This window comes from Cellulomonas triticagri, assembly GCF_003696205.1.
Classification (GTDB): Bacteria; Actinomycetota; Actinomycetes; order Actinomycetales; family Cellulomonadaceae; genus Cellulomonas; species Cellulomonas triticagri.
On the sequence record NZ_RFFI01000002.1, the window covers coordinates 88,234 to 112,047 of the forward strand.

Below are 23,814 nucleotides of genomic sequence, written 5' to 3' on the forward strand. Positions count from 1 at the left end.
CGGGCACGAGGCCGAGGTGTTCCCGGACACGGTGGCGCACTGGTGGAGGACGATGCCGGACGATGTGAGACGTGCCTACTCGAGGCGCGCTTCCGAGTACGTCGCTCTCCTGGGAGCGGTGGCGGACATGGACCCGCTCGATGCCTCGCTGATCACCCGATGGGGCACGGGCGTGGTCGGGCCGATCCTTGACGCGGGTTGCGGCCCGGGGCACTGGACGGACCACCTGCGCGAGCAGGGCTGCGAGGTCAGGGGCATCGACCTGGTTCCGGAATTCATAGCCCGCGCGCGCGAGCGCTTTCCGCACGCATCCTTCGACGAGGGCGATCTTCTGGCCTCGTCGTTCCGGGACTCCAGCTTCGGAGGAGTCCTCGCCTGGTACTCGCTGATCCACATGCAGCCCGGCACACGCCGGAGCGCCCTCGAGGAGATCGCCAGGATCCTCAGACCGTCAGGTGCCCTGCTCGTCGGGGCGTTCCTGGGAGTGCAGGATGCTGCACTCGACCACGCGGTCTCCCCGGCCCTCCTCTGCTCGGAGCAGGGGCTGGCCAGTCAGCTGGAGTCGGCGGGCTTCCAGGTGGACGCCATCCACACCCGTTCGCCCGACGGTCGTCGTCCGCACCTGGCGGTGCTCGCGCACCTCCTCTGAGTCGACGGTGTCGGCCCGCACGCGGGCGGTCGCGGTGTCGTTCCCGAGCCAGCTGCCGTACATGATGTCGGAGATCGGGAGGCGACGGCACCGAGCCCACGTCGGGAGCGAGGGCGTCCGTCGCGGGGCTGGGGCGCCACTCAACTCGCCGGGTGGGTACCGGCGGCCACCACTCACGCGGCGGGGGTGCGCCACCCAGTCGCGCAGGTCGAGCGGGCGGGAGCGCACCGAGGCCCCGCGGGGCTGTGAACATGGCCGCGGCGCCACCGTCGGGACGTGCGCCCCCGGGGCTCCAGCGCACCCGGTGCTCTGGTGGGACGAGGCGGAGTTCGGTGTCGGTGCGAGCGGTCCGGGTGCTGTCGGTGGTGGTCGCGCTCAGCCTGGGCGTGTCCGGCGCGGGAGCCGGGTTCGCGGTCCCGCCGCAGGGGCCGTCCGCCGTCGTCCCGTCACCGCTCGGGCAGGGCACCCCGGACGGCGACGAGGCCCCGGCCGGCGAGCCGCCGCCGGCCGACCTCGGTGCCGGTGGCACGGGACCGGCGCGCGTGGGCCAGTGGCTCACCCCTCCCGAGGTCCGGGTGTACCCGTCCGGTGGGTCGAGTGCGGACGCGGTGCCGGCGACGATGGGCCGCGAGCGTCTCGACTGCATGCAGTTCGTCAGCACCTTCCGCCTGAACTCGGTGTTCGGTGGCCAGGCGTACGTGCACAAGTGGGACGCCGAGCGCCTCGTCTGGGCGGACACAGGGGTCTTGGTCCCGAGGATCACGAACGGCTGGGACCGCACCACGCCGATCGTCGCCGACCTGTGCGGCCCGTCGAGACCGGTGCTCCTGGCCTCGGACGGAGGGGTCTACCGGTTCGTGTCGAACACCGGATCGGGCGCGGGGAGCTGGGCGGAGTCGCGGACCGTGGAGGTCAGGGTCCGGGCCGTCGAGCCGTGGTTCGAGGAGCAGCCGCGCGACGCGGTCGTCGCGGCGGGCGAGGCGGCGACCTTCACCGCGACCGCGACGGTGGGCTGGGTGGGCAACCAGGGCATACCCCACACCCGGGCCGAGCTGAACGTGCGCACGGAGATCTCGCGCGACGGCGGCCGCACGTGGCAGGACGTGGACCGGACCTCCTCGACGCAGACGACGGCGGAGCACACGACCGCTCTGGTCGCGCGCCCGGAGGACGACGGCGCGCTGATCCGGTTCGCCGCCACCCGGGAACGTCCGGACGACCCGCACTTCGCCCCGGCGACGGGGTACTCGGACCAGGTCCGCCTCACGGTGCGCTCCGCGCCGGTGATCACGCAGGCGCCCCAGAGCCAGCACGTCGCGGTCGGGGAGCCCGCGACGTTCGCCGCGGCCGCCACCGGCTACCCGGCGCCGAGCGTGCGCTGGCAGTACTCCGCCGACGGGGGGACCGTCTGGCGCCACGTGTCCGCCGACGCCGCCCCGGAGGGTCAGCAGGACCTGGTCCTCGACCCCACGACCTCCGAGATGGACGGCTGGCGGATCCGCGTCGGGTTCAGCAACGACGCGGGCGAGGTCTGGTCGTCGCCGGCGGACCTCCGGGTCGAGAGCCCGCCGGTGGTGCTGGAGGACCCCGTGGACCAGGAGGTGCTCGTCGGTGGGAGCGCGCGGTTCACGGCGCGGTACGCCACCGACCGGACGAACGGCCAGCAGCGGCTCTGGGAGCGGTCGACGGACGGCGGCACGACCTGGGACCAGGTCGGCTCGCCCCGCTGGTGCCAGACCGAGTCGTGCGTCGTGTCGTGGGACGTCGAGGCCGACGACCTGACCCACGACGGCGACCTCTACCGGCTGGTCGTCACGTACCTCGCCGGGCAGCGGCGGGTGGAGTCCGCCCCCGCGCGGCTCACCGTCCTCGACACCGTCCTGCCGCGGGTGACGGGACAGCCCCGCGACGCGCGGGTCGAGGCCGGCGAGGACGCCACCTTCACGGTCACGGTCACGGGGCGCCCTGACCCGGGGGTCCAGTGGCTCACCTCCGCCGACGGCGAGCGGTGGTCGGAGGTCCCTGGTGCCACCGGGACCACGCTGACGGTCACCGCGGCCGGCCCGGACCTGCACGGGCACCGGTACCGCGCCCGGGCGCGCAACGTGGCGGGCGAGGCGCTGTCCGAGGTCGCGACCCTGGCGGTGGAGACGGCGCCGACGATCGTCGAGGGCCCGGTGGACCAGGAGGTCCTCGTCGGCGGGAGCGCGCGGTTCAGCGCCCGCTACGCGACCGACGGGACCAGCGGCCAGCGTCGGCTGTGGGAACGCTCGGCCGACGGCGGTGCCACGTGGGAGCAGGTCGGCCAGGCCGGGTGGTGCCAGAGCGCGTCCTGCCCGGTGACCCTCGACGTCGTCGCCGACGACCTCGATCAGGACGGCGACCTGTACCGGTTGCGCGTGACCTACCTCGGGGCCACCCGCGACGTCGCGTCCGCCCCGGCCCGCCTCACCGTCCTGCCGCAGGTCGCGCCGGAGTTCGTGGAGCACCCGTCGACCGCGCACGTGCTCGTCGGCCAGGACGCCGAGCTCCGCGCGCTCGCGACCGGGAGCCCCGAGCCCGACGTGCAGTGGTACGTCGCCCCTGCGCACCCCGAGGCCGAGGAGGACACCCCCGACGTCGAGGACGAGGACTGGCAGCCCGTGCCCGGGGCGACGGGTCCGGTGCTGAGCACGGGCGCCGTCGACCTCGCGATGCAGGGGCAGCGCTACCGTGCCCGCGCGACCAGCACGGCGGGGGAGGCCTGGTCCGACGCGGCGACCCTGGTCGTCGAGACCGTGCCCGAGATCCTCACCCCGCCGCAGGACACGACGGTCCTGGACGGGGATCCGGCCACCTTCTCGGCTCGCTACCGCACGACCGGCCTGCCCAGCCAGATCCGGACCTGGTGGCGCTCGTCGGACGGCGGTGACACCTGGCGCCGGGAGGGCGACGAGCGCTTCTGCCGACCCGACGCGGTGTGCGAGCCCCGGCTGGTGATCGACGAGACCACCCCGTCCATGGACGGCGACCTGATCAGGCTCTCGGTCACGTACCTCGGCGGGCGCGAGCGCGTCGACTCCGCACCCGCACGCCTCACCGTGCAGCCTCTCGCCGTGCCCGAGGTCAGGCTGCAGCCGCAGGACGTGGTGGCCCACGGCGGGCTGCCGGTGCGGTTCGAGGCCGCCGCGACCGGGCGTCCCGAGCCGTCGGTCCAGTGGTGGGTGTCGACCGACGACGGCGCGACGTGGGCCGAGGTCCCGGGGGCGACCGAGCCCACGCTGGTCCTGGAGTCCGCCGACCCGAGCCTGCGGGGCAACCAGTACAAGGCCCGGTTCAGCAACCGGGCGGGGAAGGACGACACGCGCGCCGCGCGCGTCGTCGACGTCCTGCCCCTGCGATCGGCGCACGTGCTGATCCGTCCCCGTGTCGTGGTCGTGGACGAGCTGCCGGCACGGGCGAGCGGGCGCGTGCGGGGCTGAGGTCGCGCCCCGGTCACCGGACCGCTCGGCCCGCCCCGGGGCGGTCCTGCGCGCAGCCGGCCGCGCGCCGGGCTGGGAGACCCGTGACCCACCGCTCGGTGGCGCGGCCAGGGATCAGGCGCCGACCGACCGCGAGCCTCGACCCGGGTCACCCCGCCTGCGTCGGGCCGGGGACGTTCCTCGCCCCCGGGGACCGGGAGAGCGCGGCCGCGGTGGCGAACTCCTGGTCCACCTGCGCGTCCGGGCGGTGGGTGCGGCGGCTGACGACGACGGCGAGCAGCGTGGCGACGACGAAGCCGGGCAGGAGCTCGTACAGGCCGGTGTCGAGCAGGCTCCACACGATCACCGTGACGCTCCCGCCCGCCAGCGCGGCGAGGGACCCCGCGGTGGTCAGCCGTCGCCAGAACAGGGACAGGAGCACCACCGGGCCGAACGAGGCACCGAACCCGGCCCAGGCGAAGCCGACGAGGCCCAGGATGCTCCCGTTCGGGGTCACGGCGAGCAGCGCGGCGATCAGCGCGATCACGAGGACTCCCGCGCGGCCGAGCAGGAGCAGCCGCCGCGGGGCGGGCGGCGTCCGGGACACGGCCCGGTACAGGTCCTCCACGAGCGCGGAGGAGCACACGACGAGCTGGCTGGAGATCGTGCTCATGATCGCGGCGAGCACGGCCGCGAGGACCAGACCGGAGACCAGCGGGTGCATCAGGACCTGCGACAGGTGCAGCACCACGGTCTCGGGGTCGGCGAGGTCGATCCCGGTGCTGTGCACGTAGGCCGCGCCGACCAGGCCGCACGCGACCGCGCCGAGGAGGGACAGCACCATCCAGGTCATGCCGATCCGCCGTGCCGACCGCGCTGAGGACGGGGCCTGCATCGCCATGAAGCGCACGATGATGTGCGGCTGCCCGAAGTAGCCGAGGCCCCACGCGAGCGCGGAGACGACGGCGAGGGCGGTGGCGCCGGCGGCGGCACCGGCGGGGACGAGCGCGAGCCCGTCCGGCAGCCCGTCCCGCAGCGCCTCCAGCGTGGCCGCCGGACCGCCGAGCTCCGCGACGGCGAGCGCGGGGACGACCAGCAGCGCGGTCATCATCATCAGCCCCTGCACGACGTCGGTCAGCGACGCCCCGAGGAAGCCGCCGACCAGGGTGTAGGCGAGCGTCACGGCGGCGACCAGGAGCATGCCGGTGAGGTACGACGACCCGAACGACGCCTGGAAGAAGACCCCGCCCGCGACCATCCCGGCGGAGATGTAGAAGGTGAAGAACACCAGGATCACGAGCCCGGACGTGAGGCGCAGCGCGTGCGACGTGTCCCGGAACCGGTTCTCCAGGAAGCTCGGGATGGTGATCGCGTCTCCCGAGACCTCGGTGTACGCGCGCAGCCGTGGGGCGACGAGGCGCCAGTTCAGGTAGGCGCCGATCGTGAGGCCGATCGCGATCCACGCCTCGACGAGGCCGGCGAGGAAGATCGCGCCCGGGAGCCCCATCATCAGCCACCCCGACATGTCGGACGCTCCCGCGCTGAGCGCGGCCGTCCACGGCCGCAACCGCCGCCCCGCGAGGAGGTAGTCCTCGTGGCTGCGGTTGCGCCGGGACGCGTACACGCCGATGGCGACCATGACGGCGAAGTACACCGCGACGGCGGTGAGCTGGTAGGTGCGCTCGGACATCGTGCCTCCGGTGGCTCGTGCTCGTGTCGCGACCGGTGGCACGCGGGCGACCGCCCCGCGCCGTCGCGGGAGGTGCAGCACGACCGGACCGGTCGGGTCTCCCACCGTGACGGGCCCCGGGACGGCAGGTCAACCCCAGTTCCTCGGCCCCCACCTGCGGTTCCGGCGTCCCCGCCCGCAGGTCGTCCGGGAGCCCGTGCGATCCCTCGGTGCAAAACCGTCGACCCGGTCAGTTTCCCACGGCGCGGCACGTGAGGAATCCCCTCGATGCCGTGCGGTGGCTGTGGTCGTGCTGGAAACGTCGCGTCCCGGGAAACCCCCGCCGTCCACCGGCCGCAAGCCGCCAGAGCCGACCGGGGCTGTTGGACGTCATCAGCAGAAAGGCTTCCTGACATGGAACTGAGCAAGAACCAGAAGACCGTCGGAGCGCTCGGGATCGGTGTGGTCCTGGTCGCGGGCCTCGTCGGCACCGGCGCGGTCACGACGCTGACGAGCGTGCTCTCGGGCAACCAGTTCGACGCGACGATCTCCCGCACGACCCCGCCGACCGGTGCGCTGGTCGAGGTGAGCGGTGCGCCCCTGACGCACACCTTCGACGTCACAAAGTTCAACGACTCGGTCGAGGGCACCTGGACGATCGAGAACAAGGGCACGGTGGACGCGCCGTACGACGGCACCCTGGCTCCGCACGGCGAGGTCTCGGCCTCGCTCGCGCAGAACCTCACGGTCGAGTACTCCGACGGCACCACCTGGTACAAGGCCGGCACGCTGGACGCGCCCCTGTCCTACGCCGCCGCGACCGGCAGGCCCTCGCCCTCGCTCGCCGTGGGTGCCACGCAGTCCGTCCCGGTGCGGATCACGCTCGACGACCCGACCCTCCTGCAGGGCGAGGACGGCGCCAACCTCAGGGTCAGCGCGAACTTCACCGTGACCTACACCGACACGACGGGCGCGTGACCCGCGGGCTCGGCCGGCGCCCGGTGCCGGGCGTCGGCCGAGCCCCGCAGGTCGCGGCCTGCCGGCGGCCGCACCGGGCAGCCGCAGAAGGGACATCCGCATGCGTTACCTCAGGCAGACGATCGCGGCGGTCGCCCGCGCGGTCGGCGCCGCCCTGGTCGTCGTCCTCGCCGCGCCTCTGCTGTGGACCCTCGCGACCGGTGACCATGTCCTGGTCGTCACCGGCAGGTCCATGACCCCGACGTACCAGGTCGGCGACGTCCTCCTCGTGCGGTCGCCCGCGGGCGACGAGCTGTCCCGCGTCGGGCAGATCGTGGTGGCGACGCTCCCCGGGTCCACCACCGACGACGCGCGCACCTACGTGCACCGCGTGGTCGAGACGACTCCCGAGGGGGCGTTCCTCCAGGGGGACGCCAACGCGGTCGCCGACCCCCGGCCCGTGACCGCCGAGCAGGTCGTGGGCGTCCCGCGCCTGCACCTCGGCCCCGCGGCCTCCCGCGCCTACCTCGCCACCCAGACCCTCGCGGGCCGCCTCGTCCTCGGGGCCACGGCAGCGCTGCTGCTGCTCGGGGTGCCCGCGCTCCTGCGGACAGGCCGGCGGACGCGCGACCTCGGGCGTGCGCGCGCGGGTGGCGCCAGGACCAGGGGCGGCCTCCGGGCGCCCGCGACCCCGGCGACGCAGGCCGCGCCGGGTGCGGAGACCGGGCACACCGATCCACCGACCGCCGCGCACGCGGGGAGGACCCGATCATGAGGCTCCTGGTCAGGCTCGTGCTCGCCGTCGGCGCGAGCGCGCTGGCGTCGGGGCTGCTCCTCAGCCCCGCCGACGGCGCGCCGCCCGCGGTGCGCTCTGCCCACCCGACGGTGCTGGTCGACGCCGCCGCGGCTCCGACGACGCCCATCACCGTGACCTCGCACCCGGCCGGCACCGCCTTCCAGTCCGGGTGGACCCGGAGCATCTCCGGTCGGGGGGACCCGGGCGCGCAGGTGGAGGCGGTCGACCCGCAGACCGGAGACCGGCTCGGTGGTGGCCCCGTCGACGCGAACGGCCGGTGGTCCTTCTGGATCGTCCTGCAGCGCGTCGGCACCGACGTGGTGCGCCTGTCGTACCCGGGTGTCCCCGGCTCGGAGGTCGTGCCCGACTGGACGGTCACCGCAGTCAGCGATCCCGTCATCTCCTTCACGCCGTCGAAGGTCGTGGGCGCCGACGCCCAGCCGGTCCAGATCCAGGCAGCCCTTCCCCTTGCCGAGTACCGCGAGAGCGACACCTACCGGGTCGAGGTGGACGGCGCCTTCGCGATGTCGTTCGGGCAGGGCAGCACCTACCAAGCCGTCCCGTCGAACGACGGCACGACGAGCTTCTCGCGCAGGACCTTGTCGCTCCAGCCCGGTGCCGTCCTGTCGATCTACCGCGCGATGGGGGCGGCATCGACAGGGGGGAGCCGATCGGGAATGGTGCTGGTCTCCTCGGTGACCCTCGGGCAGGCCGCTCCCGTCGAGGTGACCGGCCCTGCGGCCGGCGCGACGGTGCTCCAGGGCTGGCAGCGGAACTTCACCGGAACGGGCGAGCCGGGTGAGCGGGTGCGGGCTGTGCTCGACGGGAGCTCGACGCCGGTGACGACGACCGTCGGCCCCGACGGCCGGTGGTCGCTCTGGATGCCGCTCCTCGTCGCCGGGACCAGCGTCGTGTCGTTCAGCTACCCGGACCTGCCCGGCGGCGGTGCGGTGACCCGGACGGTCGAGGTCGCCGCGACGAGTGCGCCGACCCTGACGCTCAGCCCGAGTGCGTCGATCTCGAGCCCGCGGCTGGCCGAGGTGCGGGTGACGCTGCCGTCGAGCGAGTTCGCCCGGACGGATCGGCTGGTCGCCACCGTGGACGGGCGGGTGCTCTTCGAGGCCGCCGCCGGCGAGGTCCTCGACGCGTCGACGCGCACGACGGGCGCCAGCACGACGGTGTTCCGGGCGCACGAGTTCCGCGGAGGAGAGCGGGTCGAGCTGCTCCGCGTGCCCGGGGCGCTCGGCAGCGGGACCGGCAACCCGGTCGTGGTGGCCACCGAGACCTTCGAGCACGTCACCCCCGAGGTGACGGTGTCCTCGCCCGCGACCGGCACCTGGCACGTCGACCGGAGTCCCCTGCGCGTCAGCGGGACCGCGACGGCAGGGTTCGGCGATCTCGAGTACCGCGCGGTCGGAGCCGACGCCGTCCGGGGCCAGGTGGCCGTCGACGCGAGCGGCCGCTGGGCGGTCGACCTCGACCTGCCCGCGGGGACCCGGACCGTCGAGTTCTGGTTCGCGGAGGCGCCCGAGGTGGTGGGCGCCGTCGAGGTCCACGTCGTCCGGATCGGGTCCGCCTCGGTCGAGGTCGTCCCCCAGGCCGTCAAGGTCGACACCGTCGCGCAGGTGCGCGCGCTCGCCGACGCCGGCGCGTCAGGTTCATCCACCGAGGGGAAGGGGTAGGGCATGGTCGCCAACCGACGCCGGAGGTCGGTCGCGAGGACGTCCCGTGCGCTCGCGGTCGTCCTCGGTGCCGCGGTGCTGGCGTCCGGCGGGACCTCGGCGGCCGTGTCCGCGTCGTCGGCGGAGGATACCGTCGTCGTCCTCGGCGCCCCGCTCGTCCACGACTTCACGCCGGCGGTGACGGGTGAGTCCGTCGAGGGCATGTGGACGATCCGGCACTCGGGGGCGGGTACGGCGAGCCTCGACGGGACGCTCGTCGCCGACGCGCCGGGCGGTTCGCTCGCGCACGCGCTGGGCGTGGAGTACGGGAGGCTCGACGCCTCCGGGGTCGTCCGCTGGAACCCCGCGGGAACACTCGCGCGGCCGACGTCGCTGGTGGACGCGTACGGGGAGCGCGGGCTCGTCCTCCAGGGGGACGCGGCGCTGCGGGTCCCCGTGCGGGTGACGCTGCTGGATGCCGCGGCCCTGGACGGGTCGCCCGGGGACGTGCTGCGGGTCTCGGCCGACTTCGTCGTCGGCTACACCCCGGGCACGTCCTCCGGCGAGCAGGGCGCGGGAGTCCTCGCGGACGGTGCCGGCGGGCGTGCGCCGGGCGAGCGGGCCGGAGCCGGGAGCCTGGCGCTGACCGGCTTCGGTGCGGTGTGGCTGCTGCCCTGCTGCGCGGTCGTGCTCCTGGTCGGCCGTGCGCTGCGGCGGCGCGCGAGGAGCTCGGGGCCGGGCGGGGGCGACGAGGCGGCCCCCCTGCCGTGAGGCAGGCCGGGCGGGGGACGGACACGAGGTCGTGCGGTGCGACGGGCGCGGCGTGGAGGTCGGTGGTCGTCCCCGCAGCCAGCACGGTCCCCGGGCGCGTCGGGCGCGGCACGCCTCCCGGGGCCGGTGCCGCCGGTGCGCGCCGTCGCCACCGCCGCGTGGACGACCTCGGTGCGGGGGAGGGGGTTCCCTCCACGGACAACCTGGCCGCACCGGGGTGGTGCCACGGTGGGGTGCCCGTGCCCGGGGGTGACGGGCAGGGGCAGGGAGGAGGGGTCGTGGTGAGGCTGGTGCCGCCGACGACCAGGTCAGTCGCGTGAGGTCGACGATCCGCGTGAGCCTGGTCGAGGACGAGCTGATGTTCCGGCGGATGCTCGAGCAGCTGCTGCACGGCCGGCCCGGGCTGTCGCTGGCGCACAGCGTCGGCGGGGCCCAGGAGGCCGCTCTGGTGATCACGCCCGGTTCGACCGACGTGGTGGTGGTCGACGTGGCGCTCGAGGACGGGGACGGGGTCGCGCTCGCCGCCCGGCTGCAGCGCAGCGACCCCGACCTGGGCGTGCTGCTGCTGTCCGCGCAGGACTCCCTGTCCGCGTTCATGCTCGCGCAGGACGCCGCGCCCAAGCCGTGGAGCTACCTGTCCAAGCGGTCGAGCTTCGCGATCACGACGCTGGTCCGGGCGATCACGGCCGCCGACCGGGGGGAGCAGGTGATCGACCCCTACCTGGTGGGGCGCTCGGCGGCGCGGTCCGACTCCCAGGTGTCGCGGTTGACGCCGGCGCAGTTCCGCGTCCTGTCGCTGGTGGCCCAGGGGCTGACCAACGAGGCCATCGCGGAGGAGCTCGGGGTGGTCGTCCGGTCGGTGGAGAACCACCTGCTCGTCATCTACCGGGTCCTGGGCCTGGTCGTCGACGGCCGCAACCGCCGGGTGCTCGCCACGCTGGCGTTCCTGCGCCAGACCAGCCGGGTCGCGGGGCGGTGACCCCGCGGGGCAGCCCGGAGCAGGAGCGGGGTCGCGTCGTCGTGGTGGTGGCCCTGGTGAACGCGGTCCTGTTCGGCGGCATCCAGTTCGCGCAGTGGTTCGGCTGGGGCGGGACGGTCGTCCTGGCGGCACGGGGCCTGAGCGCGGACCAGGTCGCGGCGGGGACGCTCCTGGTCCTCGTCGTCGACCTCGGGTGCGTCATCGGCACGGTGCTCGTCGCCGTGGCCGCGCGCGTCGGCACGCTGTCCTGGGGCCGGCGCTGCGGTGTGGTCCTGGCCGTCGCCGCGGTGGCCGCGGGGGTGCGGGCGGCGGTGCTCGGCAGGCTCGCCGCGAGGGTCGGGGCGCTCGACGACATCGTCGACTGGGCCGCGACCGCGGTCGGGTACGGCGTGGTCGTGACGAGCGCGCTCCTGTTCGCCGACCTCGTCGCGGCCGAGGCCGCGCAGTCCCGCGCCCGGCTGGACGAGGAGCTCCGCGCCGCGCGGCTCGCGGACGAGGAGATCGTGCACCGGCGCGTCGTCGCGGACCGGCTGCACGGCCGGGTGCAGAACCGGCTGGTGATGCTCGCCGCGGAGCTCGACGCCGTGGCCGCCGACCTCGCGGTGGAGGACCCGGGGCGTGCGGCGCGGCTGCGCCGGGCCGCCGAGCGGGTCGACGACATCAGCGAGCAGGACGTCCGGGCGCTGAGCCACGAGCTGTTCCCGGTCGCGGTCGACGTGTCGGTGGTCCGGGCGGTGCTCGCGCTGCTGGACCGGCTCCCGACGTCCACGACCGGTGCGCTCGAGCTCGGTGCGGGATACCAGCAGGGCACCGACCCGCAGGTGCACGACCCGTTCGCCGTCCGGGACCGGCTCGTCGTCATCGACACGATCGAGGAGGGGGTCACGAACGCCGTCAAGCACGGCCGGGCCCGCCACATCGCGGTCCGCCTCGACCTGGTGCGCGGCGCGGCGGGCACGCGGCTGGAGGGTGAGGTGCGGGACGACGGCCGCGGGCTCCGGGGGCGGGGCCTGGGTCTGCGCGGCCTCGAGCGGCACCGTGCGCGGTTGGAGGCACGGGGCGGGACACTGCGCCTGCGGGACGACCCGGGCGGCTCCGGGAGCGTGCTCCGGTTCACGCTGCCGGTCTCCGGCAGCCCGAAGCCGGCCCGGCTCGTGACTCGCGGGGGCGAGCCGCGGGCGTCGGTCCCGTGACCCGGAGAACCCGACGGACTGAGGGATCGGCACCGGCCAGGTCTCCTCCCGACGGGACACCGGAGGTGCCGTCCGGGCCGGGGCCGCCTGACGCCGCCCTCGCTGCACCACGGGCGACGGGCCGGTACCACCTCGGCCCGTGTCCGCACCTGCCGGCGTGCCGGTCAGCCAGGTGCCGGGTCAGGGCCGTCGCCGCACCGCACGACCGCGTGGGCGCCGGGGCGCGGACGCCGGGCCGCTCCGTCGCCTGGACCTGCTGCTTCCGGGATGCGGAGACGTTCCGGGTCGTCAGGACTCCGACCGCCCGACCTGGCGCAGCCCGGGGGACAGGCCGGCGACCACCGTGACCGCGGCGACCGCGCACAGGCCGCCGATCGCGAGCGCCGGCGCCGCTCCGCACCAGCTCGCGACCACGCCCGCCCGCAGGTTCCCGATCTGCGGGCCGCCCATCTGGACGACGTTCTCGAGCGCACTCACCCGGCCGCGCAACGCGTCGGGGGTGCTGTTCTGGACGAGCGTCTGGCCCAGCGTGACCGCCACGGCGTCGGCCACGCCTCCCGTCGCGAGGAGCACGCACGCCCAGGCCGGTGAGCCGGCGAGAGCGAGGGCAGCGGTCGCCGCCCCCCAGGTGACGGCCGCACCGACCAGCCACCGTCCCTGTGCGACGACCCGACTGAGGGCTCCGGAGAAGACGGTCCCGACGGTGCCGCCCACCGCGATGCTGGCCGTCAGCGCACCGAGGGTGGCAGGCGCCCCACCGAAGCGATCGGCGTTGAGCGCCGGGAGCAGCGCCACCGGTGCACCGAGCAGGGTCATCGAGGCGTCGAGCAGCAGGACCCGACCGATGGTCGGGCGGGCGCGGACCAGCGCGCGCACGTCGCGCGGCAGCCGCTGGGCCGCAGTCGGGTCGACCGCGCGGTCCGGTGCTGGCGCGCGGGGGAGGGCGGCGACGGACACGAACGACACGACGCCGGTCGTGAGCTGGAGCGCGAAGCACACCGCGAGGCCCGCTTCGGCGGCGAGCCCGCCGAGCGCGGGCCCCAGCATGAGCCCGGCGTTCCCCGCGAACAGGTACAGTGCGACAGCGCCCGGCATCTGGTCGGCGGGCAGGAGCATCCGAAGGTAGGTCTGGCGGACGGGTGCGGCGAACGAGCCCACCACGGACTGCACGGCTACCAGTCCGTAGATCACGGCGAGCCGGTCGTTGCCGAGCATCGACTGGGCGAGGAGTCCGCCGCTGACCAGGGTCTGGGCGGCGGTCGCGGCCATGCCGAGCCGCCGACGGTCCAGACGGTCCGCGAGCGAGCCTGCGACGAACGAGGTCGCGAACATCGGGACGGCGACGAACGCGCCGACCGCTCCGACGGCGAGCGAGCTCCCGGTGAGCCAGAAGGCCTGCAGCCCGACGGCGAACACGCCGACCTGGTTGCCCACCGAGCCGACGAGGGATCCGAGCCACAGGGTGCGGAACGCCCGGTGACGCAGCGGACGGCGGTCGACGACCGAGCGCTGCAGCATCCGCCGCCAGGGTGCGACGGTCACGCGTCGAGCGCCTGGTGGTCCTGCACGACCGAGGCCAGCCGGTGCATCGACGCGGTCACCTCGGCGGTGTCCCGACCCACGACCACGTACACGATGGCACCGTGCCCGACCGGGATGGCAGGTGTGGCCGGCAGGACCCCGGTCCCGGTGCGGGAGCTGTAGCCCAGCCCCGCCTCGCCGACGCGCCGGAGGAACCACGCGGTGTCCACCACCGCCCAGTCGGCGGGCGACGACATCTGGGCGACCACCCGGGAGGCGCCGCCGTCTGCCTGCGCCCGTTCCCGGATGACCGCGTGCAGGTGGCTCGATCCCGTGGACTGCGCGTTCACCTCGGTGACGAAGACCTCTCCGCCGCGGTTGACGACGGTGTCCACGCTCAGGAAGCCGCGGTGTCCCAGCGTCCGGTAGAGCTCGGCGAGGCGGTGCCCCTCGGTCCGCACGCGCTCTTCGACACCGGCGGGGAGGTCCGGAGCGGGGATCTCCTCGCGCACGAGCACCCCGGCTTCGAAGAAGAGCTCGCCCGTCGCAGCGTGCTCGGCCGCGTGGTCAGTGACCAGGAACTCCGCGTAGACGGACCGGGGGTCGTCCACGAGCCGCTCGACGACCACCGGGAAGCGTCCGTCGGCGCTCGCCCAGGCCCAGCGTTCCTCCCAGAAGTCCGCGACCGAGGTGTCGTCCACCTGGAACCGCGCAGCATGCCCGGTCCCGGCCGCACCGGGTGCGTCGCTGGTGGTGACGACCAGGTTCCCGGCTCCCGCGCCGGCGTGGGCCTTCTTGACCATGAGCGTGCCGTACGTGTGCAGCAGACGCGTCGTCAGCTCCACGGCGTCGCCGGGTGACCTGCAGACCCCGCCCGCCGCCGTCGGGACTCCGGCCGCGGCCGCGAGTACCCGGAACGTCCCCATGCTGTTCAGCACCTCGACGGCGTTCTGGGAGTAGACGGCCGCACCACCCAGCACGTTCGACAGCCCGAGGCGTCGAGCGAACTCAGCGACGTACGGTGACGGCCACTGGCTGTGCACCGACTCGACGGGTCCCAGCGTCCGGGCCACGCAGTCGACGACGTCGTCGCTGATCAAGGCGTGGTGGTCGAACATGCGGCGTCCGTGGCGGCCTTCGGGGAGCACGTGGATCGCCAGTGTCGACGGGTCGGTCCCGGTCACGGCGATGACTTCGCGCAGGAAGTCCGTGTCCGGCTCCCGCATGAGGACCACCGTGTCGCCGTCCCGGGCGAACCAGAGCATCCGCTCGGCCCAGGGGCCCACGTCGTGCTTGCGCAGGATGGAGTCGTCGAGGTCGTTGGCGACGAGGAGCCTCACCGGTAGTCCTCGCATCCGCCGTCGCGGACGGTGTCCAGCGTGAAGCAGTGGAAACCGCCGCCGAACAGGCGACGATGCCGGTGCTGCACGGGTACGACGGTGAACCCGTTGTGTTCCAGGAGGCCGATCACGCCGGGGCACTCGGCGTTGACGAGGACGGTCTCCTCGTCGACGGACAGGACGTTCAGGTCGATGTACGGGCTCGTCAGCACGAGGTCGCCGTCGTCGTACCGGGGGAACGCCGACGGATCCGGCTCGGGTGGCACGAGGTAGGTCCACGACCGGAAGACCTCCGGCATCAGGTCACGGACACCCGGGTGGCGTGCCAGGAACACTCCCGGCCGCAGCGCGAGGACCATCGAGTCGATGTGGTTGTCGCTCATCCGGTGCACGCGGTGCACCCGGAACCGTCCCGCCAGGTGGCGCTCGAGCCAGACAGCCGCCCGCTCGTGGTTGGTGTTCGCGATGTTGATCACGAGGTCCTGCCCCAGTCGGAGGCACTGCGCACCGTCGAGCATCATCTCGAAGCCCACGTCGAGCGACGACGTCACAGGGTCGAGCACGGGTTCGGTCGGTCCGCCCAGGCTCGTCGAGGAGTCGCGTGCGTAGGACAGGTCGAACGAGGCGTCGGTGAGCAGCGGCCGCGGCATCGTCGTCCAAGTGGCGCCCGCGTCGAAGAACTCGGCGAAGTGCGCGGCGAGGAGGCGGGTCTCGAGGTACCGCGAGCGGATCGCGGGCGGGGTCTCGATGATCTCGTCGCCCAGGATCAGGGTGTTGTCGCGGATGTTCAGGGCCGGAGTCGGGGCGGCCTGCCACGACATCCCGGCGATCGGCGCCTGGTCGGGCGGGAGCGTCATCGGCCGGCGCACCTGGACGCCGAGCGAGGCCAGCACACCCGCCAGCATCTCCACGTCCTCGACCAGCTCGTCGACGTAGCGTCGCTTGATCTCCCACGACCGCGCGTCGCGGCCGGGGCGAGCGGCCGCGAGCCGCGGGTAGGCCCATTCGGAGCGGAAGAGGTGGTCGTGGAAGAACACGTCGAACGAGAGCTCGCGCTCGTGGCTCGTGTAGTTCCGGGCGGAACCGACCACGACGTCGCGGAGCGGGGACCAGTCGTCGTAGCTGTGCAGTGTCAGCACGAGGCACTCTCCGGGGAAGCGGGGTGGGACGGTGTGGACACGCGGACCGGCAGGTGGGCGGTCGCGCGCAGCGTCGCGCTGTCCAGGAAGCGGGCTTCGCCGGTCAGCGAGAGCCGTGGCGCCAGGTCCAGGAGGACCTCCGTGTAGACCTCGATCCACGACAGGGCGAGCGCGGATCCGAGGCACACGTGCGGTCCCCACGCGAAGGCGAGGTGCGGGTTGTGGCGCCGCCCGAGGTCGATCGTCCCCGGGTCGGCGAAGACGCGAGGATCGCGGTTGGCCGCGGCGAGCAGGGTGATGACCACGTCGCCCGCGGCGATGGGGTTCCCCCGCAGCGTGGTGTCCACCGCCGCGTACCGGGACGTCGCCTGCGCGGGACTGAGGAAGCGCAGCAGCTCGTGCGCGGCCCGGGACCGGGCTTCGGACCCGTCGAGAGCACGGAAGGCGTCGAGCACTTCCGGGCGCCGTACCGCGAGAGCCGTCAGGGCGCCGGTCATGGCGTAGGTGGTGCTGAACCCCGCGTTGTACACACCCGCGAGGGAGCTGATCAGCTGGAGTTCCTCCTCCCGCGCCAGGGTGTCGCCGTCGAGGGCCGCTGCGATCATCGCTGCGGGCTCCCCGTCTCGGACCCAGTCCGCCACCACGCGTCGCAGCTCCGCTCCGGCGGCGACGCCGTCCGCGAGTCGTTCCGGATCGAGCCCGCTGTCCATGGCTCGTGTGAGTGCCGTGAACAGCGGAAGGTACCCGGCTGCGGTGTAGTGGTCGACGCCGAGCGTGGTGTTGATGATCTTCATCGCGGCCGGGGCAGCGATCTCCGCCATGACGTCGAACGGCGGACCTCCGCCACGCCCGAGAAGCGCGCGGCGCGCGGCGCGTCCCGCCTCCTCGCAGATGCGGTCGAGGTCCTGCGCGTGGAGCGCGCGCATGATCGAGCGGCGCAACCGAGCCTGATCCGGGGGGTCCTGGACCTGGATGTTGTCGAGATCCGCGCCGATCTCGCCCCCGACGCGGCGGGGATCGCGGGCGAAGCGGGTGTGATCGCGCAGGACCTCCTGGCACTCGGCGTGCTGGGACACGAGCCACGCACCCAGCGCCGGGTGCCAGGTCACGGGCGCGGTCTCACGGATCCGGTCGAACTGCGGGTAGGGGTCGTGGAGGGCGGCGGGCGTCAGGGGATCGAACAGGGCGGGGGCTGCCACGTGGGGTCCTCTCGGTCGTGGGGCGGGGAGGGACGGGAGCTCGCGGCCCCCGTCCCCGTGCACCGTCAGACGATGTGGTTGTAGGTCATGTCACCTCTCCCTCCTGCTCGTGGTCGGCGTCCCGCTCGCCGGTGCGGGCGGTGCGAGGGGCGGGAATGACCCGGTCCGCGCTGTGCGGTTGAGGGCCGGGCTCCCGCTCGTACCAGTCGCCGATCTGGCACGGCGTTCTCAGACGGCGGGCGGAGTGGATCTGCATCGCCGCGGCTTCCTTCCGGTAGATCACGGTCGACGGGAGCTCTCGCACGGTCGGCCGTCGGGCACCGGTGCCTGCGGAGGGTCGACGCGCCTGTGGCCCTGTCTCGCACCGTCGAGAGCGTGCGGCGACGCTAGGTCGGGTCGGGCGACCAGGGCAATGACCCCCAGGGGGTTCCCGGCGCGCCACTGGTGGATTCCCACCACCGCGTGCGCCTCGCACGCCGGAGGTTCGCGCGAGCCCGCGCCGGTGCCGTCGGCGGGCGTCGCAGCCGCAGGAGAGACGCTCCGGCTCGACAGTCCGTCCTCGGCCTCGTCGCCCCCCTCAGGTGGGCGCCAGGGCTGCGCGGGCGTCCGCAGGTGCCGGGGTGCACCTCGCGCCGTCGACCGCGCGAGGAACACCGGGCTGGGTAGGTGCAGGATCGACACTCCCGCCCCTCGGCCGTTCGCCGGGAAACCGGCACGCGCGTCGCCGCGGAGTACTCAAGGGCGTCCATGTCGGTACTCACGTGCTGTGAGCGTCCCTAGCGTCAACGCGTGGTCAAGACACCAACAATCAACACGTCCTCGCTGCTCAGGGCAGTCTCCTTCGCCTGCGCCGTCACCCTCACCGCCGGGGCGGCTGTCGTCGCGTCCCCGACCCCGGCTGCTGCGAGCAGCCCCTCCGTCTGCGCCAGCCACCCGGGCTACCTGTGGACGCTGCACTGCGCGAGCCCCCGATCCGGGGTCTACTCGCCCGACAGGTGGCAGTGGACGTCCGCGAGCGTGGCGGTCGACGGCCGCGGCTCCGGGCTCACCGCCGACGTCTCCTACGTCATCGACGACATGCAGTACTACTGGGGACTCAAGTGGTACCGGAACAAGTACCGCGCCGACACGACGGCCACGATCACGATCGAGGGCGCGAACGGCACCGTCCACGACAAGAAGACCTTCAAGGTGACGAGCAACGGCAGCGCGGTCACGCTCGGCGGGAAGATGAACATCCCGGGCGGGACGTTCCGGGTCGTGGTCGAGAGCCACGTCCGCGGGATGTGGTGGGGGTACCCGAACGGACGCCACAAGGGCTACCCGGGCGAGACCGACGTCTCCGAGAAGCGGACGGTCATCGTCCACAACCCGCTGCGCGACCCGTGATGCCCGCGGCCGAGTAGGACGACGCCGGCCGGGGCCCGCGCACCGGGCCCGTCGCGGCGGGCAGCCGAGCGGGCGTGCACGGGTCGGCCCTCGAGCAGTCGCGTGCGCGGCCCCGCCACGGACGTCCTGTCCGGTGGGGTCGCGCACCGTCCGTCGCCGCAGCCGCGCGGGTGCCGCGGACACGCTGAGCGCGCAGACCCGCGCACCCGCACGCAACCAGGAGGACCGTGCGGAGCCGGACCGTGCGGAACCAGGAGGATCCGGGAGCCAGGAGGATCCGCGGGCGCGGCCCCGGTGGTCAGCCCCGGATCACTCCGGGTAGTCGCCGTGCTTGACCTGCGGCTTCGGCAGCCGCGCCCGGCGGATCTGGAACACCCGGGTCACGGAGTACATCATCAGCCCGCGCTGGATGGCGTCGTCGCCGAACTTCGCGATGAGCTTCTTGCGCAGCCGCCGCCACATGATGGTCACGTCGACGACCATCGCGATGACGAAGACGTACAGCAGCACCAGCCCGAGGAACGCGAGCTCGGGGCTGACGCCGGTGAGCAGCATGTTGAGCAGCAGCATGACGATCGCCACCGGGAGGAACAGCTCGCCGAGGCTCCACCGGGCGTCGACGTACTGCCGGACGTAGCGCCGCACGGGGCCCTTGTCCTTGGCGGGGAGGTACCGCTCGTCGCCGGTCTGCATGGCGACGTACTGGCGGTCGCGCTCGGCGCGCTGCGAGGCGCGGGCCTCCTTGGCGGCGGCCTTGCGGTCGGTGGGCACCAGCGGCCGGCGGTTGGCGGCCTCGGCCACCTTCCGCTTCGGGGTCGCGCGGCCCTTGCCGCCCGGGGCCTCGACGACGCCGACGACCTCGGGGGTCACGGGCGTCTGCGACGTGCTGCTGTCCTTGCTGCGTCCGAACACCCCTCCAGGGTAGTCGAGTAGCGTGGCGATCCGTGACAGAGCCCACGACCTCCCCGTCCCCGTCCCCGTCCGCTGCGCCGTCCGTCGAGGACCTGCGCGCCCGAGTCGCCGCCGCGTTCGCCGGCGTCCGCGCCGACCTGGAGGCCCTGGTCCGGGTGCCGTCGGTGTCCAACGCGGACTTCGACCAGGCGCACGTCGCCACCAGCGCCGAGCACGTCGCCCGCCTGCTGGGCGAGGCCGGGCTGCCCGAGGTGCAGATCCTCTCGGTCGAGCGTCCCGACGGCACGCCCGGCGCCCCCGCGGTGGTGGCGCGGCGTCCGGCCCCCGCCGGTGCCCCGACGGTGCTGCTGTACGCGCACCACGACGTGCAGCCGCCCGGTGACCGCGCGGACTGGGACACCGACCCGTTCGAGCCGACCGAGCGGGACGGCCGCCTGTACGGGCGCGGCTCGGCGGACGACAAGGCGGGCGTGGTCGCGCACCTGGGTGCGCTGCGGGTGCTCGGCGACGAGCTCGGCGTCGGCGTCACGGTCTTCGTGGAGGGCGAGGAGGAGGTCGGGTCCCCGTCGTTCACCCGGTTCCTGCACACGCACGCCGACCTGCTGCGCGCGGACGTCATCGTCGTGGCGGACTCGTCCAACTGGAAGGTCGGCGTCCCCGGCCTGACCACGTCGCTGCGCGGCCTGGTGGACCTGGACGTCGAGGTCGCGGTGCTGGACCACGCCGTCCACTCCGGCATGTTTGGCGGCCCGGTGCTGGACGCGGTGACGCTGCTGTCCCGGCTGATCGCGACGCTGCACGACGACGCGGGTGACGTCGCCGTCGCCGGTCTGGTGACCGCGCCGGACCCGGCGGTCGACTACGACGAGGCGGCGTTCCGCGCGGACGCGAGCGTGCTGGACGGCGTGACGCTCGCCGGGACGGGCCCGCTGACGGCGCGGCTGTGGACCCGGCCGACCATCGCCGTGATCGGCCTGGACGCCCCGCGGGTCGCGACCGCGTCCAACACCATCGCCCCGAAGGCCACCGCGAAGCTCTCGATGCGGATCGCCCCGGGGCAGGACCCGGCCGCGGCGCTGGCGGCGCTGCGCGCGCACCTGGAGGGCCACGCGCCGTTCGGCGCCCGCGTGACCGTCCGGGACGGCGAGCTCGGCAAGCCGTTCCAGGCGCCCGCCGACTCGGACGCGATGCGGGCCGCCCGCGCCGCGTTCGCGGACGCGTGGGGGACCGAGCCGGTCGACATCGGCATCGGCGGGTCCATCCCGTTCATCGCGGACCTGCTGGAGGTCTACCCGGACGCGGCGATCCTGGTCACCGGCGTCGAGGACCCGGACTCCCGCGCCCACGGCGCGAACGAGTCGGTGCACCTGGGTGAGCTCGAGAAGGTCGTCCTCGCGGAGGCCCTGCTCCTGGCCCGCCTCGCCTGAGCCCGAACGCCCGCCGAGTGCGGAGAACCTGCGCCGCGATCCGGACATCCCGGACCGGCTTCTCCGCACTCGGCGCGGAGTCTCGCCGGGCTCAGACCGGCGGGGCCGGGTCGTACTGGATCTGGCGGCGGACGTCGCGCGCGGCCTCGCGGGAGTCGAGGCGGGCGACCAGGTGCAGGGCCATGTCGATCCCGGCGGACACCCCGGCGGAGGTCACCACGTCGCCGTCGTCCACGAACCGCGCCTCGGTGTCGACCAGGACGCTCGGGTCGAGCGCGGCGAGCTCGTCCACGGCCGCCCAGTGCGTGGTGGCGGGCCGCCCGGCGAGCAGCCCGGCGGCGGCGTAGACCAGCGCCCCGGTGCACACCGACGTCATGAGCGCGGTGGTGCGCCGGGTCGCGCGGACCCAGGCCAGGTGCTCGGGGTCGTGCGCGAGCGGCCGGGTGCCGCGCCCGCCGGGGTGCACGAGCACGTGCAGCGGCCCGACCTCGTCGCGCGAGGTGTCGGGCAGCAGCCGCAGGCCCTTCGCGCAGCGCACGCCGGCGCCGTCGCGGGAGAACGTCACGACCTCCGGCCGCAGCGCGGACGTCCCGGCCCAGGCGGTCAGCACGTCGAACGGCCCGACGACGTCGAGCTCCTCCGCGTCGTCGAACACGACGATCCCCACCCGCAGCGGGTGCCCGGTGCTCACGTGCGACCTCCCTGTCGGGCGCCCCGGATCAGTGCCCGGGCAGCGCCAGCATCTGGTCGAGCGCGACCCGCGCCCAGTGCGCGTCGTCGGCGTCGACCACGATCCGGTTGACCATCCGCCCGTCGCGCAGCGACTCCATGGCCCACACCAGGTGGGGGAGGTCGATGCGGTTCATGGTCGAGCAGAAGCAGACCGTCGAGTCGAGGTACGAGATCTGCTTGTCCGGGTGCGCCTTCGCGAGACGGCGGACCAGGTTGAGCTCGGTGCCGATCACCCAGGAGGAGCCCGCGGGGGCGGCGTCGAGCGCCTTGATGATGTACTCCGTCGAGCCGACCATGTCGGCGCCGGTGACGACCTCGTGCTTGCACTCGGGGTGCACCAGCACGGTGACGTCGGGGACGGCCGCGCGGACGTCGAGGAGGTTCTGCGCGGAGAACCGGCCGTGCACCGAGCAGTGCCCGCGCCACAGGATCATCCGCGCGTCGCGCAGCTGCTGCGTCGTGAGGCCGCCGTTCGGCTTGCGGGGGTCGAACACCACGCACGCGTCGAGCGGGATGCCGAGCTCGAGCACCGCGGTGTTGCGACCGAGGTGCTGGTCCGGCATGAACAGCACCTTGCCGGTGCCCTCGACGCCGCCGACCTTGTCGAACGCCCAGCGCAGCGCGACGTGCGCGTTGGAGGACGTGCAGACGGTGCCGCCGTGCCGCCCGGTGAACGCCTTGATGGCGGCCGTCGAGTTCATGTAGGTCACCGGGACGGTGTCCTCGGCGATGCCGGCCTCGACCAGCACGTCCCACGCGTCCTCGACCTGGTCGATCGCGGCCATGTCCGCCATGGAGCACCCGGCGGCCAGGTCCGGGAGCACGACCTGCTGGTCGTCGGACGTGAGGATGTCCGCGGACTCGGCCATGAAGTGCACGCCGCAGAACAGGATGAACTCCGCCTCGGGGCGCGCGGCGGCCTCCCGGGCGAGCTTGAACGAGTCGCCCGTGACGTCGGCGAAGTCGATGACCTCGTCGCGCTGGTAGTGGTGGCCGAGCACGAACGCGCGGTCGCCGAGGTCGGCGCGGGCGGCCCGCGCGCGCTCGACGAGATCCGGGTCGGAGGCGGCGGGCAGGCCGCCGACGCACTCGACGCCGCGTTCGGACGCGAGGTCGACGCCCTGACCGAGGAGCAGCAGGGCGGAGGCGGCGGGCTCCGTGAACGTGGCCGAGGGGGCGAGCAGACTCACGCCCGCGATCATCCCACAGCCCGCGGACCTGCTCACCGGGACCGGGACCCGCCGCGGCCCGGCGCGCGGGTGAGGATCGCGGTCGTGCACGTCCTCGTCGCCCCCGGCCGGTTCGACACGCGCCCCGACGACGTCCCGGCGGCGCTCGCCGGGCAGCGCCCGGTCGGCTCAGGCGGGCCCACCGTGCGGCCGGGCAGCGACCCGTGGCCCGCGCTGACCGCCCACGAGGCCGTCGCGGCGATCACCGCGGGCTGGCGTGCCGCCGCGCCGGGCGACGCCCTCGTCCCGCTCCCGCTGTCCGACGGCGGGCCGGGCCTGGTGGACGCCGTGCGCGCGGCCCGCGGCGGCGACCTGCTGTCCGTGACGACGACCGACGCGCACGGCGCGGTCGTGCCGGGCGCCGTGGTCGTCGTGACGGAGCCCTCGGGGTCGCGCACGGCGTACGTGGACGGGGCCCTCGCCCTGGGTGCGGCGGAGCCGGGATCGACCCCTGCGGGGGGCACGTCGTCGGCCGGTCTCGGCACGCTCGTGGCTGCCGCGCTGGACACCGGTGCGGGTCGGGTCGTCGTCGGGCTCGGCGGGCGCCGCACGGTGGCGCACGACGGTGGAGCCGGTCTGCTCGCCGCGCTGGGGGCCGCACCCGGGACGGCGGCCGGTGGCCTCGACGCCGCGGCGGGGCTGACGGCCGCCGACCTCGGCGCGCTGGTCGACCTGCGCACCGCGCTCGCCGGTCGCGACCTGGTGGCCCTGCACGCGCACGACCTGCCGCTGCTCGGGCTCGGCGGCGTGTCCGCGGACCTCGCCGAGGCCGGGCGCACCGACGCCGCGGGGGCCCAGGAGGTCGAGCGCG

19 protein-coding genes are annotated in these 23,814 nt (G+C 74.3%); 11 read left to right on the forward strand and 8 right to left on the reverse strand.

All coding sequences use genetic code 11. The annotated features are described in order from the left end of the window. Positions 1-127: 127 nt before the first annotated feature. Positions 128-649, forward strand: a complete 522-nt coding sequence (locus tag EBM89_RS00835; protein WP_233571453.1) for a class I SAM-dependent methyltransferase — start codon at positions 128-130, stop codon at positions 647-649. 332 nt (positions 650-981) lie between these two features. Then, positions 982-4,110 (forward strand): immunoglobulin domain-containing protein, encoded by a 3,129-nt coding sequence (locus EBM89_RS00840; RefSeq protein WP_122147565.1) that lies wholly within the window; start codon positions 982-984, stop codon positions 4,108-4,110. Positions 4,111-4,258: 148 nt separating this feature from the next. Here EBM89_RS00840 and putP read toward each other — a convergent pair whose 3' ends face one another. Further along, positions 4,259-5,779, reverse strand: coding sequence for a sodium/proline symporter PutP (gene putP, locus EBM89_RS00845; RefSeq protein ID WP_122147566.1), 1,521 nt, complete (start codon positions 5,777-5,779; stop codon positions 4,259-4,261). Between the two features lie 393 nt (positions 5,780-6,172). On the opposite strand from putP, the gene EBM89_RS00850 reads away from it, so the two are divergent. From EBM89_RS00850 to EBM89_RS00875, 6 genes are all read left to right on the forward strand, one after another. After that, positions 6,173-6,736 (forward strand): hypothetical protein, encoded by a 564-nt coding sequence (locus EBM89_RS00850; protein ID WP_122147567.1) that lies wholly within the window; start codon positions 6,173-6,175, stop codon positions 6,734-6,736. Between the two features lie 100 nt (positions 6,737-6,836). Further along, positions 6,837-7,490: a signal peptidase I gene (locus EBM89_RS00855; protein WP_122147568.1), complete on the forward strand. Its 654-nt coding sequence runs from the start codon at positions 6,837-6,839 to the stop codon at positions 7,488-7,490. Continuing rightward, positions 7,487-9,193 carry a hypothetical protein gene (locus EBM89_RS00860; RefSeq protein WP_122147569.1) on the forward strand — a complete coding sequence of 569 codons (1,707 nt, stop codon included), beginning with the start codon at positions 7,487-7,489 and terminating at the stop codon, positions 9,191-9,193. Before EBM89_RS00855 ends, EBM89_RS00860 begins: the two co-directional genes overlap by 4 nt. 3 nt (positions 9,194-9,196) lie before the next feature. Further along, positions 9,197-9,943, forward strand: coding sequence for a hypothetical protein (locus tag EBM89_RS00865; protein ID WP_122147570.1), 747 nt, complete (start codon positions 9,197-9,199; stop codon positions 9,941-9,943). A gap of 316 nt (positions 9,944-10,259) precedes the next feature. Continuing rightward, positions 10,260-10,922: a response regulator transcription factor gene (locus EBM89_RS00870; protein WP_122147571.1), complete on the forward strand. Its 663-nt coding sequence runs from the start codon at positions 10,260-10,262 to the stop codon at positions 10,920-10,922. Further along, the gene (locus EBM89_RS00875; RefSeq protein WP_122147572.1) at positions 10,919-12,115 is read left to right on the forward strand and encodes a sensor histidine kinase; all 1,197 of its coding nucleotides are present in this window, start codon (positions 10,919-10,921) and stop codon (positions 12,113-12,115) included. The genes EBM89_RS00870 and EBM89_RS00875 overlap by 4 nt, the downstream gene beginning before the upstream one ends. A gap of 288 nt (positions 12,116-12,403) precedes the next feature. Here the strand turns inward: EBM89_RS00875 and EBM89_RS00880 are convergent, their stop codons facing one another. The 4 genes from EBM89_RS00880 to EBM89_RS00895 are packed head-to-tail and all read right to left on the reverse strand — an operon-like array spanning position 12,404 to position 17,314. After that, a complete protein-coding gene (locus tag EBM89_RS00880; protein WP_122147573.1) occupies positions 12,404-13,657 on the reverse strand; it encodes an MFS transporter in 1,254 nt (417 codons plus the stop codon). Then, positions 13,654-14,976, reverse strand: a complete 1,323-nt coding sequence (locus EBM89_RS00885; protein WP_122147574.1) for a preATP grasp domain-containing protein — start codon at positions 14,974-14,976, stop codon at positions 13,654-13,656. The genes EBM89_RS00880 and EBM89_RS00885 overlap by 4 nt, the downstream gene beginning before the upstream one ends. Next, entirely contained in the window at positions 14,973-16,115 is a 1,143-nt protein-coding gene (locus EBM89_RS00890) for a hypothetical protein (protein ID WP_199731922.1), read from the reverse strand. The genes EBM89_RS00885 and EBM89_RS00890 overlap by 4 nt, the downstream gene beginning before the upstream one ends. Then, positions 16,109-17,314, reverse strand: coding sequence for a cytochrome P450 (locus EBM89_RS00895; protein WP_122147575.1), 1,206 nt, complete (start codon positions 17,312-17,314; stop codon positions 16,109-16,111). The genes EBM89_RS00890 and EBM89_RS00895 overlap by 7 nt, the downstream gene beginning before the upstream one ends. 789 nt (positions 17,315-18,103) lie before the next feature. Between EBM89_RS00895 and EBM89_RS20860 the strand changes: the two genes are divergently transcribed. Continuing rightward, positions 18,104-18,703 (forward strand): hypothetical protein, encoded by a 600-nt coding sequence (locus EBM89_RS20860; protein WP_147463411.1) that lies wholly within the window; start codon positions 18,104-18,106, stop codon positions 18,701-18,703. A 309-nt stretch (positions 18,704-19,012) separates the two neighbouring features. Here the strand turns inward: EBM89_RS20860 and EBM89_RS00910 are convergent, their stop codons facing one another. Continuing rightward, positions 19,013-19,615: a DUF3043 domain-containing protein gene (locus tag EBM89_RS00910; protein WP_233571451.1), complete on the reverse strand. Its 603-nt coding sequence runs from the start codon at positions 19,613-19,615 to the stop codon at positions 19,013-19,015. Positions 19,616-19,647: 32 nt separating this feature from the next. Here EBM89_RS00910 and EBM89_RS00915 point away from each other — a divergent pair, with 32 nt between their 5' ends. Further along, entirely contained in the window at positions 19,648-21,042 is a 1,395-nt protein-coding gene (locus EBM89_RS00915) for a dipeptidase (protein WP_122147578.1), read from the forward strand. A gap of 91 nt (positions 21,043-21,133) precedes the next feature. Here the strand turns inward: EBM89_RS00915 and EBM89_RS00920 are convergent, their stop codons facing one another. Both EBM89_RS00920 and nadA read right to left on the reverse strand, forming a co-directional pair. Further along, positions 21,134-21,733: a DJ-1/PfpI family protein gene (locus EBM89_RS00920; RefSeq protein ID WP_122147579.1), complete on the reverse strand. Its 600-nt coding sequence runs from the start codon at positions 21,731-21,733 to the stop codon at positions 21,134-21,136. Positions 21,734-21,761: 28 nt separating this feature from the next. Further along, entirely contained in the window at positions 21,762-22,976 is a 1,215-nt protein-coding gene (gene nadA, locus EBM89_RS00925) for a quinolinate synthase NadA (protein ID WP_122147580.1), read from the reverse strand. Positions 22,977-23,048: 72 nt separating this feature from the next. Between nadA and EBM89_RS00930 the strand changes: the two genes are divergently transcribed. Beyond that, positions 23,049-23,814: glycerate kinase (locus EBM89_RS00930; RefSeq protein WP_199731923.1), on the forward strand; the 766-nt coding region annotated here is incomplete at its 3' end.

What these genes read in the sequence shown, in the direction of transcription:
- EBM89_RS00835 (WP_233571453.1), top strand. Translation starts at nt 128, where the DNA reads ATGGACCCGCTCGATGCCTCGCTGATCACCCGATGGGGCACGGGCGTG.
- putP (WP_122147566.1), bottom strand. Translation starts at nt 5,779, where the DNA reads ATGTCCGAGCGCACCTACCAGCTCACCGCCGTCGCGGTGTACTTCGCC.
- EBM89_RS00850 (WP_122147567.1), top strand. Translation starts at nt 6,173, where the DNA reads ATGGAACTGAGCAAGAACCAGAAGACCGTCGGAGCGCTCGGGATCGGT.
- EBM89_RS00855 (WP_122147568.1), top strand. Translation starts at nt 6,837, where the DNA reads ATGCGTTACCTCAGGCAGACGATCGCGGCGGTCGCCCGCGCGGTCGGC.
- EBM89_RS00860 (WP_122147569.1), top strand. Translation starts at nt 7,487, where the DNA reads ATGAGGCTCCTGGTCAGGCTCGTGCTCGCCGTCGGCGCGAGCGCGCTG.
- EBM89_RS00865 (WP_122147570.1), top strand. Translation starts at nt 9,197, where the DNA reads ATGGTCGCCAACCGACGCCGGAGGTCGGTCGCGAGGACGTCCCGTGCG.
- nadA (WP_122147580.1), bottom strand. Translation starts at nt 22,976, where the DNA reads ATGATCGCGGGCGTGAGTCTGCTCGCCCCCTCGGCCACGTTCACGGAG.